Here is an 18,297-nt window from a genome sequence, read left to right as displayed (position 1 = left end):
CCTCAACAACACACATATAGCCTATATCCACGGGCTATTTTAAGTCCCACTATTAACACACAGGCTACGTATAACTCTATCAGCCCACCTGATAGTGAAGCATCAGCACACCATTGTTATAAATTTCCCTGTCAATGAGTTGCAAAGCTGTTTGATTAATTACTCCAGAAAATAGTGGAATACCGTCCCCCATCAAAAATGGGTTTACCTTCAAAATCAACTTATCAATCAGCTTCTCAGACAAAAGTGCTGTCGCTAAAACACCCCCACCACATAGCCAGATCCCTTTACCCTCTTCTTGTTTTAATTGCCTAACGGTGTCAGCAATATCCTCTGAAACAAGAACAACATCTGTATGGGGACTCGCGTGCATACTACGAGAGAACAGATATTGTTTCAGATGAGAATAAGGACTGAGCACACCTTCCTGCAAACCAATTTCATAGGTTTTGCGTCCCATCAAAACAACATCAAACCATTTATTTTCAGCATGCACACCCATAACATCACGCAAATGAGAGGGCACAGTTTCGGGGAAGGAGGTAAATACTTCCGTAAGATATTCAGAATCCTGGGAAAAGCCATCGTGGGAACCATCTCTGTGGGCAATAAAACCATCCAGGCTACAGGCTACGTAGTAAGTTAGTTCTCGCATTATGCGTTCCTCCTATTAGATGCACGTCAATTGAGCTAATGTGAGCTGCACAATGTGCAGCTTAGTCAATGCACCTCCTTTAATCGCATCACCATGGCCTAAAACATGGAAGTATCCGTATTAGTGAATCGCCCTATAACAAGGCGATTCCGCAAAATCACTGATTCAATCTTCATAATCTCTCAAACATAGTGATTTCCACAAAAAAAATACTTCAACTTTAGTAATTTTCTTAAAGTTACTCCCCTAAAGATAGGGGAACTTTTAGATAGCCCTAAAAATTGAATATGAGATATGACAGTCTCTATAGTGCACATTATAAACACTAGCCACAGTCTATATTACCGATGCGTATAGCCCCTGCATAAAATAGCACAAGTACAATCTTCTTTAAAGATTATTCTCTGTCAAGCTATCTAATGCCTTAGCATCGCTCAAATACTTCTGTGCTTCCAAAAAAGTAGAGTCTACAAAGAGAATTAAAATTCTGCTTTGCGGTATAAGTATTGGGGGGTTTTAAAAGAAAAAGTAGTTGTAGATCGACAAACAAGGCAATTTAAAATACAACAAGCCATAGCTTTTCAGCTTCCACTACAGAACACACCGAAGCATCTTACGGGTTCACAAAAATTACTGAGGCGTTGCGTTCCGAAACATGCCCTCATGTTTTTACGCTAAACTCACCCAGAATATCTCCAGGACATGCCTATAAAGTCTTCGTCCTTGACATGCCCTAACACCAAAACAAACAAACAACGATGGGGTCAACCGCGTTAGCAAACTCATCTGCTAGCAGGGGGTTAGCAGGTCATCACTTATGATTGTACATATAGAGAATCTTCAACTACCGTTAGCTTGTGAGCAGCTATTGAGCTATCTCAAAAGTATCACAGCCATGCCATATCAACCCTTTAGATGCGGATTTACGCATCTTTATGAGATTAAGAACTTCCAAAATTTTCGCTTACTAGAAGGGGTCGCTGTTCCATCCCACAGTGATGGCATTGCCGGGTATCGGCCAATATTAATGCTGCATAACCCTGGCAATAGTTACATTGTTCGCGGGACTAGCCAAACGTTTCCCCCACAGCAGCAGGGCACCATGATTGTCTTAGATATCGACGCTCGACACGAAGTGCGCAGCAAAGACCCTAACGGCGGCTTTGGCGCTTGGGCCGGACTAGTATGGGGACACTGTGGTGAACCCTTGCTGAAAACAGACTGGGAACCCCAAAATGTGGCAGAGCAGGCGAGAAAAGAATTTACCAACTTTTGTCACACTATTGAAAGTTAATTGATTTTGCGTTCTAAGTCAGTGCGCTAGTTAATTTCAATACTTTCAATCATCCAGTTTCCTGGTGAATGGTTAAATGTAGCGACAAAATCAGTTTCACTCCATGGGCTAACTGTATCGATAGCAACGGTTTTAATAGTCTCTGATTGATCGTCTTGTTGAGAACGGATAGTTAAGGTGACATTCTTAGCAGCTGTCAGTCCATTATTCAAGACAGTTCCTCTAATACTGTTGCCGTCCACCCGAGTACCCACTGTCCACAAACTGGAAAGAGTAGTGCCATACAAAGCCTTCACCGATGTCGTTCCTACGGAGACACTAGACCGATTACGATTGGAAAATCGTGGAGTAGCCCCTTCATAGAGTGGAGTCTGTGTTGCAATGGAAGGGCGTTTGACAATACCTTTACAGCTAACCGTTTCCTCAGGTTTAGCCCCATCTTTAAGGTGGCCATACAAATTGCGTCTTAATTCTACAAGTGTCTGACGTTCATCAGGGGTAATTGTTGCAGACGCAATTAACGTACTCGATAATTCTATGGCCTCATACCAGTCTCGATGACAGATAGCTTCTCTCAGATTATTTGGAATCTCTACGTCTAAAACCGCAGCATCAGCACTTTCGGCAGCAGCAGTACCAGCTAACGCTAATAATGAAACAAAAACAGTCGAGGCTTTCATAGTAGAAGAGCTGGAAGAACACTACTTGCTTAAGCATTCAAAAGAACGCAGCAAGCACAGGATTAAGTCTATGAAGATACGATGTGATTGCCGCTTTACGTTCGGAATTGCTTCAAACATCAGCATTGCTGACGCTCGGGATAACTTTAAATGTGAGATACCGTCAAATAGCAATGGATCTAACCGACTCATCCCCTAACTCAGCAATCACAAAAATCTTGTGCACCATCGGCGTGCGCCCCGTGATATAAATATACCCGTAAAACAGCCTAATAAGTTGATAGTGCATCCACTTTTAGTACTGTAACGCTTAATTGCTCACAAGGAAGTTCTATATCACGAGCAGTCTAGGCAAAATCGCTCTTTGCTTACATATCCTTGGCCTACCCTTAACTAATTATTGGCGATTCAACTCTCCATAACAAGAATGTTTGTTAATAGTTCAGCCCTCAGATTAAGGTTCAAACAGTGGAGTGATAGGAGTCCCCGTTAGGGAGATAGTTGGCTCAAGGTCACATAGTCCAATCATCGCTTCCCAACGAGAGGGAAAATCTGGATCGATAAATGTGATTTCAAATCCACCCCAATAGTAGGTGGGTTCACCATTGGCGTCTTCTCTAAAGGTGTCGCAGCGTAGGGAAGAAGACTCTTGCACCCAGTAACCAGAATAGGAACCTCGGCCAGTATACACTCCAGCTAAACCATCTATAAAAACAGTACCGAAACCATCACCATAGGTCCAGATAGCGGTTCTATTTCGTTCGTCTTGATAGATAACGTCATATTCTTCTGTAGACCATTTTTCGTCAGCTATAGCTTTGTGGGGCAACAATGCAGTAGACAGCACAAATGTAGCAAGAAATATAATGCTCTTTTTCATCATAGTGACCTCGATAGATGGCGCAACCAAGCCTAAGTCAATAGGCAGGCAACTGTGGATAATTTTAGCTGTCTTTTGCTAAGAGAATGCAAACTATTGTTGTCAAACATCCCTCCACCGTCCAAATCGAGAAGCCTTACGAGCAAGATCCAATGCAGAATACATCAGCAAACTGGAGGTTGGCTTACAAGAGCTAGAGGAGACAGGTTACTGGTTAGAGAGTTTCCCATATTAGAGATAAAAGCTGGCCCTTGGCTAATAGAAGAGGAACCCGTGATGCCTGATGTAATTTTGGAAGCAGTATTAAAATCTTGTAGAGAGTGCGATCCCACAGCATAGCGTCTCAGTTTTTGGGTTGTCACTCAACAGCAGTGATCAGGTGGGTTTAAAAGCACAACACCCAACCGTCTTCCTGAGGAACATCCTTTCTAATCGTTCGCTAGGACTTGGAGATACGTCTTGTTGTTGGTAATTACCCTTTGAGCATCTTACTCAACAACTTCAGCATGGCTCCCAAAATGTCAGCGATAGGATGTATCAGCTTGACCCGTTGGGTGTTGGGTTGAACGAGACAGAATATGCAACAGCGTTACCTCTTTGTTGTTTTCTCTAGCTGTTTTATCTGCCAGGGAAGCGATGTCATTTCGCTTCAATGACAATATAGATCATTGTGTTGCCGGTTAGGGGCTTGTAGACCAAAGTTAACAATGCCTGAGAGTGTATACTTCTCTCTTTAAGGAGCCCTGGAGTTACCTCTGGGTGAGATTTTGGGTTGTTTTTGCAGGAGGTTAAACCATAAACTTACTCCTGGTTAAGAGATGCAGTCATGTCAGGTAAAACAGGTTTTTGTATAAAATATGTAACCTTCACGAATTTTGATTAAATCACTGATCGATCGGCAGTCTTTTGTGGCATATGCTTCCCGCTGATTGCGTCTTGTTCCATTTCTGCTACGTTGACTATCGATGGAAATGGAGAGGTTCTATGGGTGGAGTCGTCGCGGCGGGCCATGGGAAGACGGCAGCGGCTGCTGTAGAAATGCTGAAGCAAGGGGGCAATGCTTTTGATGCAGCAGTGGCGGGGGTGCTGGCCTCCTGTGTGGCTGAGTCGGTGCTGACATCCCTGGCGGGCGGTGGCTTTCTACTGGCCCATACAGGAGCGGGTGAGCATGTACTTTTTGATTTTTTCACCCAAACGCCTGCTGATAAAACTTTGGAGCATCCGCTAGATTTCTATCCTATCTGTGCAGATTTTGGCGATACGGTGCAGGAGTTTCACATTGGCTTAGGGGCCATGGCTGTGCCAGGGGTGTTGAAGGGGCTGGTGCATGTCCATCAGCGCCTGGGCCGATTGCCCTTAGAGAAGGTCGTTGCCCCAGCCATTTATCTGGCGCGTCGGGGTGTGGTGGTCAATGGGTTTTTGGCCTATGTATATGGTGTGCTTAAGCCTATTTTGCTGGCAACACCCGGGGCGCGAGCGATGTATGCACCCCAAGGTCAGTTATTGAAGGCGGGGGAAATATTGCATATGCCTGCTTTTGCTGATGCCCTGGAGCGTTTGGTAGACCAGGGTATAGACGCCTTTTGGCAGGCCATGGCCGCCCAGGTGACGGCCTCTAAAGGTGGGTATCTGACGGTTGAGGATTTTGAGCGATACCGGGTAATAGAGCGTCAGCCATTGTGCCTTGACTACCATGGCACTCAGTTACTGACCAATCCGCCACCTAGTGCTGGGGGTGGGCTAATTGCCTGTTCATTGGCGCTACTGGCTGATTGTGAGTTGGCAGGTTACGGTAGCCCTGAGCACCTGCGGTCTCTCAGTCAGGTGATGCGATTTACCAATGTAGCCCGTCGCGATGGCTATGATGCGCGACTCCATCAGTCCTGTGTGGCGGAAGAGTTTTTGTCGGCGGGGCATTTGGATCAGTATCGGGGGCAATTGGCGGATGCGATCGCATCCCTACAGTCGCCCGTTGCCAATAAACTTGGCAGCACCACCCACCTCAGTGTGATTGACGATGAGGGCAACGCCGCCAGTGTGACCACGTCTAATGGTGAGGGCTCCTCCTATGTACTGCCGGGTACCGGCATTATGGTCAACAACATGCTGGGCGAAGAAGACCTCAATCCCCATGGCTTTCACCAGTGGACGCCTGACCAACGCATGTCGTCCATGATGGCCCCCACCATGGTGCTGCGCGACGGACATCCCTATTTAGTGTTAGGGTCTGGCGGCTCCAACCGCATCCGCACCGCTATTCTGCAAGTGATTTCCAATCTGGTGGACTTTCAGATGCCCCTAGAAGCCGCCGTAGCTGCTCCCCGTATCCATTGGGAAAATGATGTATTTCACCTGGAGCCAGGATTTAATCAAGCGCTGCTAACCCCAATTATTGGCGATGCTAAACCACTCTGGTGGCAGGCTCAGAACATGTTTTTTGGGGGAGTCCATGCCGTGGGTCTGGATGAAAATGGTGTGCTGCACGGTGCCGGAGACAGTCGCCGCAGTGGAGCCGTAGCTGTGGCACAATAGGCTATTGGTCAAAATTTTTGCCTGAATTCCAGTATTTTCTTGAATAGACCCCATGGATAAGCGTCGTTATCACATCACTACGTTTGGTTGCCAGATGAATAAGGCCGACTCTGAGCGCATGGCTGGCATCCTCGATGACATGGGGATGAACTGGACAGAAAACCCATTGGAAGCGGATGTGGTGCTGTACAACACCTGCACCATTCGTGACAATGCCGAGCAGAAGGTGTATTCCTACCTGGGTAAGCAGGCAAAGCGTAAGCAGTCAGACCCCAATGTGACACTGATTGTGGCAGGTTGTGTGGCTCAGCAAGAGGGGGAAGCGCTGCTGCGTCGCGTCCCTGAGCTGGACCTGGTGATGGGGCCGCAGCATGCCAACCGTCTGAGTGACTTATTGGAGCAGGTCTTTAGCGGTAATCAGGTGGTGGCTACCGAGCCGGTCCACATTATGGAAGACATCACCAAGCCCCGACGCGATAGCAAAATTAGTGCTTGGGTAAATGTCATCTATGGCTGTAACGAACGCTGCACCTACTGTGTAGTACCCGGTGTGCGTGGCATTGAGCAGTCCCGCACCCCTGAGGCTATCCGAGCTGAAATGGAGCTGCTGGGTCAGCAAGGCTACACCGAGGTAACGTTGCTGGGCCAAAATATTGACGCCTATGGCCGTGACTTGCCCGGTATTACCCCTGAGGGCCGCCGTCAGAATACCCTCACAGACTTGCTTTACTACGTCCATGATGTCCCCGGCATTGAGCGGATTCGCTTTGCCACCAGCCATCCCCGCTATTTTACAGAGCGTTTAATTAAGGCCTGTGCTGAGCTGCCCAAGGTATGTGAACATTTCCATATTCCTTTCCAGTCCGGTGATAACGATGTACTCAAAGCCATGGCACGGGGCTACACCCAGGAGAAATATCGCCGCATTATCGACACGGTGCGTCGCTACGTGCCAGATGCGGCCATCAGCGCCGATGCCATTGTGGGTTTCCCCGGGGAAACCGAGGGGCAGTTTCAAAACACCCTAAAACTGGTGGAAGACATCGGCTTTGACCAGCTAAATACGGCTGCCTATTCCCCTCGCCCCAATACGCCAGCCGCCCTATGGGAGAGCCAGCTAGACGAAGCCACTAAGAGCGATCGACTGCAACGGCTGAATCATCTGGTCTCCATCAAAGCGGCTGAGCGGTCCCATCGGTATGCAAATCGGATTGAACGGGTACTGATTGAAGATGTAAACCCCAAAAATCCCCACCAGGTCATGGGTCGAACTCGCACCAATCGTCTGACATTCTGTGGGGGGGATATCAATGAACTCAAGGGCAAAATTATCGAAGTAAACATTACCGAAGTGCGGGCCTTTAGCCTCACAGGGGAACGGGTAAACGTGTTGGTCGAGGCTTAATCAACTTCCGTTTGTACGAAATTTTGCATCTGAGTTTGAAGTACTAACTTTGGGAATGATCTCAGCGTCTACAGGTAACTTCGGAGGATGTGATGCGAGCTTTACTTCAAAAGTTATTCAATCGGCAGCCCAATAGTGTTAACCAGATGCAGCGGGAGGCCATGGTCGATTTATGTCTGCTAGGCATGTACTCAGACTCTAGGCTGTCCATTGATGAGCAAGACTTTTTGGATGAGGAGTTTCACAAGCTAACCTGGGAGTCCGGTATTTCCCTCAGTAGCTATCTGCAAAGAGCCGTGCCTAGGGTGCGCTCGGTGATTGACGATGCCTCGGAATTGGCTGCATTTTTGCAAGACATTGCTCAGCGTCTAGGGGAGGAAGACTTTAGGCAAACGGCCATGGATGCTTTGCAAGAACTGTTGGAGTCTGATGGCGTGGCCGAGAGCGAGTCAAAGTTTATGGCGGATGTTAGAAAAGCATTGACTATGTGAACTCGCTAACTCAAACCATGCTTCCTCGTGTTTATATTCGGTCCCCGGTCGATGATGATTGGTCAACGCTGCTCGATCTACATCAGCGTAGTGCTGACTACCATTCTCCTTGGGCGGAACCGGCCAAAAATGAGGAAGGATGTAGGCGCTATATCCATCGCTGTCACACGGAGCCCTTTGAAGGCATGCTGATCTGGCATGCTATTGACCACCGCTTGGTAGGGGTGGCCAACTTAAGCCAGATTTTTTACGGCAGCTTTCAAAATGCCTATCTGGGCTATTACGGCAATGTGGACTACGCGGGTCAGGGATTGATGACTGAGGGGGTAAAGCTGGTGCTTAACCATGCCTTTAATTCCCTGAAGCTTCACCGTATCGAAGCGAATATTCAACCGGGCAATACAGCGTCTATTAAGTTGATCAAACGATTGGGATTTGCCCATGAGGGATTCTCACGCCAATATCTAAAAATCAATGGAGAGTGGCGCGACCATGAGCGCTGGGCATTGACGGTGGATAACTGGCTGCGGTAATACCGTTGTGTGATCACTCTCAGATACTTGGATATCAGAGTTTGAACTCAGGGGCACCCTAATCAGGGTACGGAACACTATACGGAATACTATTTACTATAAGGATCCTGACGATGGTACAGACCAGTACTAGCCTGCCTGCACAGTTACAAAACCGTAATTACACATTGATCTATGCCCCTACTCAGTTAAAGCGTCTGGGTATGCCCCCTGGATTTGACCAGCGATGGCAACAGGCTCGCCCCCAGGTTTTAGAGATTGCTGCACAGTGTCACGGACTAGCACCCAATGGATTAACGGTGTATCGAGGCACAGGCGATACTTTTCAGGCCCACCAAAATGTAAATGTTGAGAACTTTCAGTCCCTGATGGATTCGGCCCCCATGCCAGAGCAGGTGGCGTTGGCTCCAGTCTTACAGACGGTGTTTGATCGGTATTTTGATGAGAAGGCGGCGGGTCAGCAGCCTGCAAATGGTGAGATTGTTTTGATTTTGATGGACAATGAACCCACGGATCGGCTTGCGATCGCAAAACAAATCGTAGCCGCCTCCCAAAAGCTTGACCACAACAATGAGCTGGGCATTGGCTGGGTTCAAGTGGGGGATGACTACATTACTAAAGGGTTTTTAGTGACCCTAGACAACAATCTTCGAGAGAAAGGTGCAAAATTTGACATTGTTGATCACAAGATAATTCAACAGATCGCCTCAGAGGACTTGGTCACATTCCTGATGGGTGTGTTGACGGACTAGTCGTGATGGCGGTTGCACAAATATAATCTCTTTTTTCTTAAGACTCAGACCTGAAACTCAGGCCTAAAACTGAGGTCTATAGTCCAACAAGAAATATAGGCCATCTTCTTGTAGTGAATCGCCTGTATTATCCACATCCACTAGGGGAATACCATAGTCAAGCCGCATGGATAGCCAGGGACTGACGGCCCAACGCACCCCTAACCCCAAACTAGCCAGAAAGGCGGGATCGGGATCGGGGATTTCATTGTTCCAGCCAACCCCAGCTTCAAAGAAAGGCGTCAGTTGCACCTTATTTGGGTCTTTGGTGATCGGAATCCGCAGCTCAATCGAACTGGTAATGGCATTATCAGTGACAATTTGGTTTTGGCTGTAGCCGCGTATGGTGCTAATGCCGCCTAAGCTAAAACGCTCAATGGGTAATAGAGCATCTGGTGTCAGTTGAGCACCGACCCGGGTCAGCATCAAAAATCGAGGAGACACCTGCTTAATCCACTGAAACTGGCCTAGCCAACTAAAGAAACGACCATCAATGCCAGAATCATTGACGGTGGCATCAAACAAGTCTAACCCCACACTAAATTGAGAGCGGGCTGCTAATACTTGAGACTGACTGCGTTTCACCCAGTCTTGATAAAATCGAACCGCACTGACCTGAGATCGCCCATCTTCAGGACCCAGGGAGAATGAAAATGGAATGTCGTCAAGAATAAAACTGCGGCTACGTTTCCAATCAAAATCTAAGCCCAGCGCAAACTCTTCTGACGGTGTACGCACCAGGGGCTGACGAAATCCAGCGGATAATGTTGTGGTTTCACTGCGAATGTCGATATCGCGGAAGGCATCCTGCACAATGCGGCTATCGCTGTTGCTAGCCCTCAGGCGCAGCGTACCGTCCTGGGCATTCACCGGAACAGAATAGCTCACATCATATAGGTCGAGACCTTCCGTCCTGCCATAGCTAGCATTGAAGCGATCGCCGATGCCCAACGGATGACTAACAGACAGTCCTACATTAATGCCTTCAGAGCCAATGCTGGGAGAACGATAGTTATCGCCAGCGAAAGAGAGACCAAATGTGTCAGCTTCTTCTAAATCTAAAATTAACAAGCTTTTGCCAGGACCATTGCCCGCTGTTAATTCTGCATTAACCCGCTGTAGCATCGGGTCAACCTGGAGTAACTGTAGCCCTCTCTCTAAATCTTGTTGTCTAAAAGGTGACTCCATGGCACGGGCTAGGCGATCGCTCACATACCCCTTCCGTAAACGATCTAAGCCATTGATCTGGAGTTCTTCGATTTCTCCTTCAATTACCTGAATCTCGACACTACCATTGGTCAATTCCTGATTGTTGGGGACAAATGCGCCAGACGTAATATAGCCTTCGTCCAGGTAGAGTTTGGTGATTCGCGATCGCAAATTAAACAAATCCGATAATCGAATCTCTTGACCCAAATAACAATCCACCTGCTTAGCAATTTGGTCTGCTAGTACCGTATTACCAACCACCCTAATTTCAGTCACCAGAAACGACAGTTCTGAGGTCTCAGCTAAGGGTGGACAGACATCTAAATTTAAGACATTTGGCGGATTGACAGATGGCTGTTCAATTTCTATTTGAACCTCTTCTGGAGACGATGGAACCTCTTCTGGAATCGTCTCTGGAGACGGTAGTGATTGCTCTTCGGGAGATGGAATATTGGGTGGAGGTGCAGGCTGTGCAGGGGCAACCGTCTGTGCGGTAACCGGCATGCCGTAACTTGTAATGGCTAGACAGCTAAAGATGGCGAATACTATGGGAGGGCTATGCACAACCGTATTTGTCCGTACTAAGCAAGATGAATCGTTGCATATCATACGATATTCGCAAGATATGAACTATTTAGGGGCCTACTATTGTTGAAAAAATTGATGTAATACCTCTATTAAGGGGGGATCTGGATTGTGGTTAACAGTGCAAGCAGCTCCCAAGCGAATCTGTCATGCTCAGATGCCACGGAATTTATCTCACGGAACTTATCTGAACATTGCCGATTTATGCCAGGAACGCTTCTGTTTTGAACAGCCATCGTTTCAGGATCCTGAGCTGACTAGGGGTTTCAATACTTCTATCGTTGCTACATAGCAATGAGATAACTCATTCTCATTGGTTGCTTCCCCGGCCTTACCCATGAGAGAAAATAAGGTTAAAAAAATCTTGCCAGCTCTTATCATGATTGCTGGCATGGTTGCACTGTGCTGTGTTGTTTATGCAGAAATATCAACAGGAGATGTGGCTATGTTTCTTGTCGATACTGATTGTTATGACGCCCCATTAATTAGTCGGTAGAGCCCTCAGGTGTTTAAGGGAAAATTATCACTCATCCACCCATCTCCAGCCCCAACCTGGGTCTTTATTTTTGTGTAGTTCCTTAAGGTGACATACAGCCATATATCTGGAGAATCATAACGACGTATTGCAAAAATGTCCCGTCACGCCCATGCCCAAAAGACATCTGATACCCTGAATAACAAACTCGCTTTTGCCTTTTATCCCCAGCTGTTTAAATGCGTTGCTCTGGTTTACGGTTATCTATCCATCGTGTCTATATAGGGCTATGTGCGTTGAGCTTGTGCGTGGCCCTGTGGCTAGGGCATCCGCTTACGAGAGCTGCCCCCATTGCCCAGGCAACGGATGCACGTCAGCTGGTGCAAACGGGGGTTGACTACTATCAAGCTGGTCACTTTAGGGCAGCCATTGACCCTTGGCTTGCGGCCCACAAGGCCTATACAACTACGCAAGACTTACCCGCCTTAGCCATTGTTAACGAGAACCTGGCACGGGCTTATCAACAAATGGGCCGCACATCGGCAGAAATTAGCCATTGGCAACAGACCATTGATACCGTTCAAACCCTTGGGGATCGCCAGAAATTAGGTCGCTTAATCACTGAACAAGCCCAGGCCCATAGCCGTTTGGGTCAACACCGCCGAGCGATTTCCTTACTCTGTGGCACTGCCTTTAACCAGGGAGATTGTAAAACTGGCAGTGCGCTCCAGATAGCCATTGCATTAGAGGATGGTCTTGGTCAAATTACAGCTTTGGGGAGTTTAGGCGAAGCCTATCGTTCGAGTGGCAATACAGAGGCTGCACAAACCTACCTCACGCAAGGATATGCCTTGAGCCGTGAGACTGGTGCCCAAGCGTTAGAGGCGTCACTGCTTAACAGTTTAGGGAATACCTATGTGAACCTGGCTTTGGTAAATTATCGCCGAGCAGAGGAAGCGACAGAGCGCAAAGCTACAAAACGAAGTATCGCTGTATTAAGGGCTAAAGCTGACGATTTCAACGGCCAAGCCATTGCTTATTTTGAAGAAAGCTATGGGTTAGCCACTGGGCAACAGCGAAGTGCAACAGAGTTATTGACGTTGCTGAACCTGATTTCAGCCTATGAAAGGGCGGAGGATAACCATGCCGTTGACCGCTATCGTCAGTTGGCGCTATCGAGTCTCAAGCAGTTGCCCGATTCAAAAGCAAAGGCATTTGCAGCCATTAGACTCGCTGACTTGTTAGATCCGTTAACTGTACGTCAGTCCCAGGCAATTTTAAGCCGTGAACCGCTTTCTGCGGTGACCGAGAAGGAGGCTACGGCACTGTTGGAACAGGCCTTAGCCATTGGCAAAGCAACTGAGAACCCCAGAATTACATCATTTGCCTTGGGGAAACTAGGTACCTTAGATGAACGGGCTAAACGCTATGAAGCTGCGATCGCAAAAACTCAACAGGCCCGTCTAGCGGCGGATCAAGATCGGGCTGCCCAGGATAGCCTGTATCTTTGGGAATGGCAGTTAGGTCGCATCTACACCGAATTAGACCAGCACCGTGAAGCAGAACAGTCTTACAGTCAGGCCGTTGCATTATTAGAAGAAATCCGTAGTGATATCTTGAATGCCAATCGCGATCTACAGTTTGATTTTCGAGATACGGTAGAGCCGATCTATCGGCAGTATGCTGCTCTAAGTCTGGAAAGTGTGCCTAAAGCAGTCACCCTAAATCAGGATGACGTTGCCTTTGCAGAGTTAGAAAAGGTATTGACCACGCTAGATTCTCTCAAGGTGGCGGAGCTACAGAGTTACTTTGCCAATGACTGTGTGATTGTGCCTGCCGAAGTGCGAGCTGATGCCGTGGGCCAGAGCCATGCAACGGGGGTTGTGAGCACCGCACTATCTGATGATCAGCTCACGGTGATCATGAGTCTTCCGGGAGGAGCCCGAGAAATTGTGCAAATTCCAGTTGCTTCAGCTGTGGTCGAAGATCAGGTCAATGAATTTCGCCGTAGCTTAGAACTGGGGGCACGGGACTATAGCTTTAATACCGAGCCAGCCCAGCAGCTGTATCAGTGGCTAGTTCAACCGTTTGAGACAGATTTGGCAGATGTAAAAACCCTGGTCTTTGTCAATGATGGACTGCTGCGTAGTGTGCCGATGGCTGCCTTATACGACGGCAGTCAGTTTTTGATTGAAAAGTTTGCAGTGGCGACAACCCCGAGTTTGACCCTGACTACACCAGAAAAATTAGAACGCCGTGGGTTAAACGCCTTACTGGTGGGGGTGAGTGAACCCTCTGAAGTGCCCCAGCGACCCTTTGCTGCCTTACCTGCCGTAGAGCGAGAGCTGGACTTACTCTCTAAGCAGCTACCCAATACAAAAACGTTATTAAACGATAATTTTTCTATCGATACTTTGCAGGCGGCATTAGTCGCAGACGATTACCGGATCTTGCATATGGCTACCCACGGTACCTTTGGCTTTGCACCGGAAGATAACTTCGTAGTGGTAGGCGCTAAGGATGCAACGGAGCAGTACAACGAGACTCTCACCATTGGACAATTGGATCAGTTGATTCGGAATGTTAATGACCCGACCCGAGAGCCCATTGAATTATTGACCCTCACAGCCTGCGATACGGCTATTGGCGGCAATCGGTCTACGTTAGGGCTGGCCGGTGTTGCGGTGCGGGCCGGTGTTCGTAGTGCGGTGGCCACCCTATGGGCCGTCAGTGATGATTCCACCCCTGAGATTGTTTCGATGTTTTACGATCAGCTGCAACAGCCAGCATTAACTAAGGCTGAGGCTTTGCAACAGGCCCAGATAGCCATGTTAAAGTCAGGCGATATTTTGAAAGCCCACCCCTATCGTTGGGCTCCGTTTATCTTGATTGGCAATTGGCTCTAAGGGCTGGTTTTAAAAAGCTGGCTTTAAGGCAAAAGCTGGCTTTAAGGCGCAGTCGCTGCGACGATTTCTAAAATGTCTTGACGGATCTGATCTGACTCTGGTGGCAGGGACATGGCTAAATCGGTGAGCAGACCGCTGCGGGTTTCTTGTTCGCCTAAGCTTGTTGCTTGGGCAACCTGTGCGATCGCATCGTACCAAACCCCAGCCTGTCCATAGGCTACGGCTCTTTCAGTCGCTGTAGTAGCGGTTGCCAATGCCTGAGAGAGCTCAACAGTATCAGGGACCACCTCAAACGACAGCTCCTGTAGCATCGCTTGGGCTGGATACTCAGGATTACACTCAATAATCACCTGCCAACGATATTCCACACCCGTTGATAACGTAGCTACCGAGGGAGGTAGCTGATGGGTCATAAACCCAGCACTATAGGTGAGGCTGCTCTCATAGATGGGAATGGGAATATCGTTCTCATCTGGGGCCAACAGGCGAAAAATAATTGGAAACGTTGCGTCGATTTCAGGTAGATGCCAGACAAATACAGGAGACTCAGATGTAGTACGACCCAAAATTGTATCGGGAGTATTGGGTCCAAAGATGGTAAATGCTGTGGCCGTGGGACCTAAGCAGCCGCCACGACGAGTGCCTGTAGACGTGCGGGGAGCCGATGTGGGCGTTGGATCCGTAGGGGGACGAAAATACGTGCCAGTGGAGGTAATAATGGAATCCCTGTCGATGTCAGCATCATCAGGCGGTGTGAATTCAGCTTGAGCGTGATGATAAGTATCGGTTTCTACGGTGTTAAATTGCGGAGCCCCATCGCTTACAGGTGATAAATACCAACTACTAAGGATAAAAAACGACGTAAACCTTAGCAATGCAGAACGATATTGGGGCGCAATCATAGTCGTAGATGAACTGACCTAAGCAACTAAACGATTTCAACTCTGGGCACACAGTGCTGACGTTGAAGATGTTTGCAGTATTTCCAGAGACGGATACTCCAATACACCAGGGTAATGATTAGCAAAGCTGTACTTAACCACTCTAACCAAACCCACTGCCAACCTAAACGAGTCAGTGTAAAAATTGCAATGTCATCCACAAAGTTTAACAGGAGTAAAAATCCTTTTTGAATTAGATCACTTAAACTGTCGATTTGCATGGCCTTAACTTCCTTACGTCGTTGACTTTACTGTACGGAAGCTGCTGACCAGACACATGCAAGAAACCAGACAAATTCGTTGCCAAGTTTGTCTAACTTCGTGGCAGAAATATGCAACTATCGGCTACTTAAGGCAACCATCGTTGCCAAAGAGGCCGATAAATAGGCCAGCGCAGCTCACAGCAAACACCCTTAGGTTTGTGGTGGGTGCGGTTGAATGTGCCATTGAGACTACGGGCTAAGGTTTCTGCTTGTTTAGTGCCATACCCTCCTAACGTCTTGGGTGCAGACGGTTTAAGGCCGCTCCCATTATCGAGGACGCGAATAACGTTGTTGCCATCCCGTTGACGACAGTCGATGGTGAGTCGGGTTGTACCGTGAGCGTATTTCTGAATGTTGATCAAGGCTTCTTCTAAAAAGCGTCCCAAATTTCGTTTTTGATCAATACTCAACTGCTGATCGTCCAGGGGTTCAAAGGCAACAATTTTCAGTATGGGTTCAAAAAACTCTCGATGGCGCTCTAGGGTGATTTGGTACGCTTCGCGCAGTAGCTCGTCTAGGGGCATTTGCAAATCAATGGATTGTTGCCCGGTTAATACTAGCTGACCTGTGGGCAACAATATTTCCTGACGCATGGTGTCATAGATATCGCGCAGTTCCCGATTTAGGGTGTGTAGCTCAGGGCGTAGGGCGTCTGGGGCTGGCTGGCTTTCTGGCCAGGTGCTGATCATTTTGGCCAGGGTTTGCAGGGGGCCATTATGAATGGTGTTGTAGGTTTGGTTAATCAGCTTTTGACGATCGTTGAGTTGCGATCGCAACTGAGCCTGGGCTTGATAAAACGGGTACAGTACAGCCGCATTCAATAAAAATGCAGCCACGACGGGGACAACGGGCAGCCACCAGCTTGTCAGCAGCAGCCCGTAGCTGACGAGTAAAATAACGCCGCTGATGACGATAATCACCAGAAAATGCACGGCTGGTTTCCGTTCCCATTGGGCCAGAATCATACCGCCTAAGCCACTGCCCAAAATTAAAAGATATTCAATCCCATCTGGCATCCCACGCAAAAAAGGTCGACCGTCGATGACGGCACTCAAAATTTGGCTAACTGCATGGGCTTGAGCATCCATACCAGGCACCAGGCTGGGGGTAACCCCCGCAATGGCCGCTGAGCTGACAAAGTCCTTAATACTTTCTGCCGTGTAGCCAATGAGCACCAGGCGATCTTGTATTAGCGTTGATTCTACCTGACCCGCCATCAAGGCTTTATAGGTGATTTTTTCAAACGGTTGAGTCCCCGCTCGAAAATTGATTAAGGTTTGATTCCCGCCTCGATCGGCACGAATATAGCCCCCTGTGTTGCTCTGAAAGCGAGGAATTTCTGTTGACCCAAATCGCATGGTTTCAGGATCGCGCATGCCATTCTCGACGCTGAGGCCATCGTTAGCCAAATAGGAGGACACCAACTGAATGGTGAATGAAAATTGATAGTTTCCCGCTTTGTCGGCTGCCCCTAAAAGGCTCCGTCTTAAGAAACCATCTTGATCGACGAGGGCATCGGCAAACCCTACCTGACTGTCGGGTAACGATGGGGGCGGTGGGACGGTGGCCCGGGGATCGATTTTGTGAATGCCAACAATATTGTCGGAAGATTGTAGCGTTTGGGCCAAAGCTGTATAGCCATCACCCACCGGCTGATCTCGGAAAATATCCAGGCCCACTACGCGAGGGCTATAGGATTGCACAGTCTCAAGAAATTCTGATAGGGCTTGATCCGAGATGGGATAATCAAGGGCTGTTTGAATGTCTTCTTCGGTAATCGCAAGTAAGGTAATGCGTGGGTCAGTGGCTTCAGCAGGCCGCCATTTTAGACTGAGATCTAAGGTTTTCCACTCTAGGGGCTGCAGCAAACCCAGTAGTCTTGTCAAAACAATGAACCCAGTGATAGATAACCCTGGCAAAAGCCTGAGTTGCCAACTAGGAGAAGACCAGGAGACTTTCATCGGTAACTACACTCAGTCCAACAGACCCATCTGACGGGCCTTATTGTAGGTTTGGATGCGAATATTGGTGCCTTCATCAGGGTAAACGCCAAGGGCATCCTGCACTCTGGTCCAATAGTGACGGACGGTTCTTTCCGCCACATTCATTTGCTTGGCAATAGCTTTGTCAGTTAAGCCGTTGGTAAATGCTAGCTGTAGCACCTGCAACCATTCGGGTTTGACCTCGATACCCAATCGCATTTCGGGGGGGGTGTAGAGGAGTCCATTCAAAGCCCAGTCAATTTTAATGAGCATTTCAGAACTTGATAGACTTTTGTCGGCAATGGTGAAGCCAGCTTGGTGTTTGTCAATCATGGACTTGAGCCGCACCAGGCTTTTTACATGGGCACTTTGTATGACGAAGTGGAGTGTAGGATGATTTTGCAGTAGCGATCGCAATAAATGTAAGCCCGTCTCAGTCTGTGCTTTATCTCCTTCTCGTTCAGGAATTGATAAATCCATCACTACCAAATCAGGCTGAACATCCTGGATCAAAGCTTCAACACCATCTGCTTGACCCGTAGTTGCAATGTGCGCATCCGGATATTGAGCTTTTAATACACGGCAGGTGCCCTCTAAGACCGAATCGTGATCATCTACCACCACAAATGTCTTTGTAGATGCTTGAGCCATGTTCCAGTGATCTCCTTGGAGTTA

At 48.1% G+C, this 18,297-nt stretch carries 16 protein-coding genes and 1 pseudogene; 9 read left to right on the top strand and 8 right to left on the bottom strand.

Annotation, left to right across the window (positions count from 1 at the left end; translation table 11 throughout):
• Positions 1–79 precede the first annotated feature (79 nt).
• Entirely contained in the window at positions 80–655 is a 576-nt protein-coding gene (locus U2F10_RS33130; protein ID WP_499061921.1) for a dihydrofolate reductase family protein, read from the bottom strand.
• Positions 656–1,472: 817 nt separating this feature from the next.
• On the opposite strand from U2F10_RS33130, the gene U2F10_RS33125 reads away from it, so the two are divergent.
• The gene (locus U2F10_RS33125) at positions 1,473–1,949 is read left to right on the top strand and encodes a hypothetical protein (protein ID WP_163697698.1); all 477 of its coding nucleotides are present in this window, start codon (positions 1,473–1,475) and stop codon (positions 1,947–1,949) included.
• Positions 1,950–1,975: 26 nt separating this feature from the next.
• Here U2F10_RS33125 and U2F10_RS33120 read toward each other — a convergent pair whose 3' ends face one another.
• Positions 1,976–2,629: a hypothetical protein gene (locus tag U2F10_RS33120; RefSeq protein WP_499874452.1), complete on the bottom strand. Its 654-nt coding sequence runs from the start codon at positions 2,627–2,629 to the stop codon at positions 1,976–1,978.
• Between the two features lie 454 nt (positions 2,630–3,083).
• A complete protein-coding gene (locus U2F10_RS33115; RefSeq protein ID WP_499874534.1) occupies positions 3,084–3,509 on the bottom strand; it encodes a hypothetical protein in 426 nt (141 codons plus the stop codon).
• A gap of 124 nt (positions 3,510–3,633) precedes the next feature.
• Between U2F10_RS33115 and U2F10_RS33110 the strand changes: the two are divergent.
• From U2F10_RS33110 to U2F10_RS33085, 6 genes and pseudogenes are all read left to right on the top strand, one after another.
• Positions 3,634–3,729 (top strand): annotated as a pseudogene (locus U2F10_RS33110) (four helix bundle protein); the annotation flags it as partial.
• A gap of 764 nt (positions 3,730–4,493) precedes the next feature.
• Positions 4,494–6,041, top strand: coding sequence for a gamma-glutamyltransferase (gene ggt, locus U2F10_RS33105; RefSeq protein ID WP_499874451.1), 1,548 nt, complete (start codon positions 4,494–4,496; stop codon positions 6,039–6,041).
• 52 nt (positions 6,042–6,093) lie between these two features.
• On the top strand, positions 6,094–7,446 hold the full coding sequence (gene miaB, locus U2F10_RS33100; RefSeq protein WP_163696536.1) for a tRNA (N6-isopentenyl adenosine(37)-C2)-methylthiotransferase MiaB: 1,353 nt from the start codon (positions 6,094–6,096) through the stop codon (positions 7,444–7,446).
• 92 nt (positions 7,447–7,538) lie between these two features.
• Complete coding sequence (locus U2F10_RS33095) at positions 7,539–7,937, top strand: hypothetical protein (protein WP_499874449.1); 399 nt, start codon at positions 7,539–7,541, stop codon at positions 7,935–7,937.
• A gap of 17 nt (positions 7,938–7,954) precedes the next feature.
• Entirely contained in the window at positions 7,955–8,470 is a 516-nt protein-coding gene (locus U2F10_RS33090; RefSeq protein ID WP_163671326.1) for a GNAT family N-acetyltransferase, read from the top strand.
• A gap of 113 nt (positions 8,471–8,583) precedes the next feature.
• Positions 8,584–9,222 (top strand): vWA domain-containing protein, encoded by a 639-nt coding sequence (locus U2F10_RS33085; RefSeq protein ID WP_499874448.1) that lies wholly within the window; start codon positions 8,584–8,586, stop codon positions 9,220–9,222.
• Between the two features lie 63 nt (positions 9,223–9,285).
• Here the strand turns inward: U2F10_RS33085 and U2F10_RS33080 are convergent, their stop codons facing one another.
• Entirely contained in the window at positions 9,286–10,974 is a 1,689-nt protein-coding gene (locus tag U2F10_RS33080; protein WP_499874446.1) for a ShlB/FhaC/HecB family hemolysin secretion/activation protein, read from the bottom strand.
• 418 nt (positions 10,975–11,392) lie between these two features.
• On the opposite strand from U2F10_RS33080, the gene U2F10_RS33075 reads away from it, so the two are divergent.
• Together U2F10_RS33075 and U2F10_RS33070 are read left to right on the top strand one after the other, a co-directional pair.
• Positions 11,393–11,551, top strand: coding sequence for a hypothetical protein (locus U2F10_RS33075; RefSeq protein WP_499874444.1), 159 nt, complete (start codon positions 11,393–11,395; stop codon positions 11,549–11,551).
• Between the two features lie 287 nt (positions 11,552–11,838).
• A complete protein-coding gene (locus U2F10_RS33070; RefSeq protein ID WP_499874443.1) occupies positions 11,839–14,436 on the top strand; it encodes a CHAT domain-containing protein in 2,598 nt (865 codons plus the stop codon).
• Between the two features lie 41 nt (positions 14,437–14,477).
• On the opposite strand, the gene U2F10_RS33065 is transcribed toward U2F10_RS33070, so the two are convergent.
• The 4 genes from U2F10_RS33065 to U2F10_RS33050 all read right to left on the bottom strand — a co-directional run bounded on the left by U2F10_RS33065 (position 14,478) and on the right by U2F10_RS33050 (position 18,273).
• Positions 14,478–15,338, bottom strand: coding sequence for a DUF928 domain-containing protein (locus U2F10_RS33065; protein ID WP_499874442.1), 861 nt, complete (start codon positions 15,336–15,338; stop codon positions 14,478–14,480).
• A gap of 26 nt (positions 15,339–15,364) precedes the next feature.
• Positions 15,365–15,598 carry a hypothetical protein gene (locus tag U2F10_RS33060; protein ID WP_163671332.1) on the bottom strand — a complete coding sequence of 78 codons (234 nt, stop codon included), beginning with the start codon at positions 15,596–15,598 and terminating at the stop codon, positions 15,365–15,367.
• A 128-nt stretch (positions 15,599–15,726) separates the two neighbouring features.
• The gene (locus tag U2F10_RS33055; protein WP_499874441.1) at positions 15,727–17,601 is read right to left on the bottom strand and encodes a CHASE2 domain-containing protein; all 1,875 of its coding nucleotides are present in this window, start codon (positions 17,599–17,601) and stop codon (positions 15,727–15,729) included.
• Between the two features lie 12 nt (positions 17,602–17,613).
• Complete coding sequence (locus U2F10_RS33050) at positions 17,614–18,273, bottom strand: response regulator transcription factor (protein ID WP_163671334.1); 660 nt, start codon at positions 18,271–18,273, stop codon at positions 17,614–17,616.
• Between the last annotated feature and the right edge of the window lie 24 nt (positions 18,274–18,297).

It is taken from the genome of Leptothoe sp. EHU-05/26/07-4 (assembly GCF_043421015.1).
Lineage (GTDB): Bacteria > Cyanobacteriota > Cyanobacteriia > Phormidesmidales > Phormidesmidaceae > Leptothoe > Leptothoe turfae.
The sequence above is the reverse complement of the archived record's forward strand: the minus strand, read 5'-3'. Positions and strand labels throughout refer to the sequence as shown.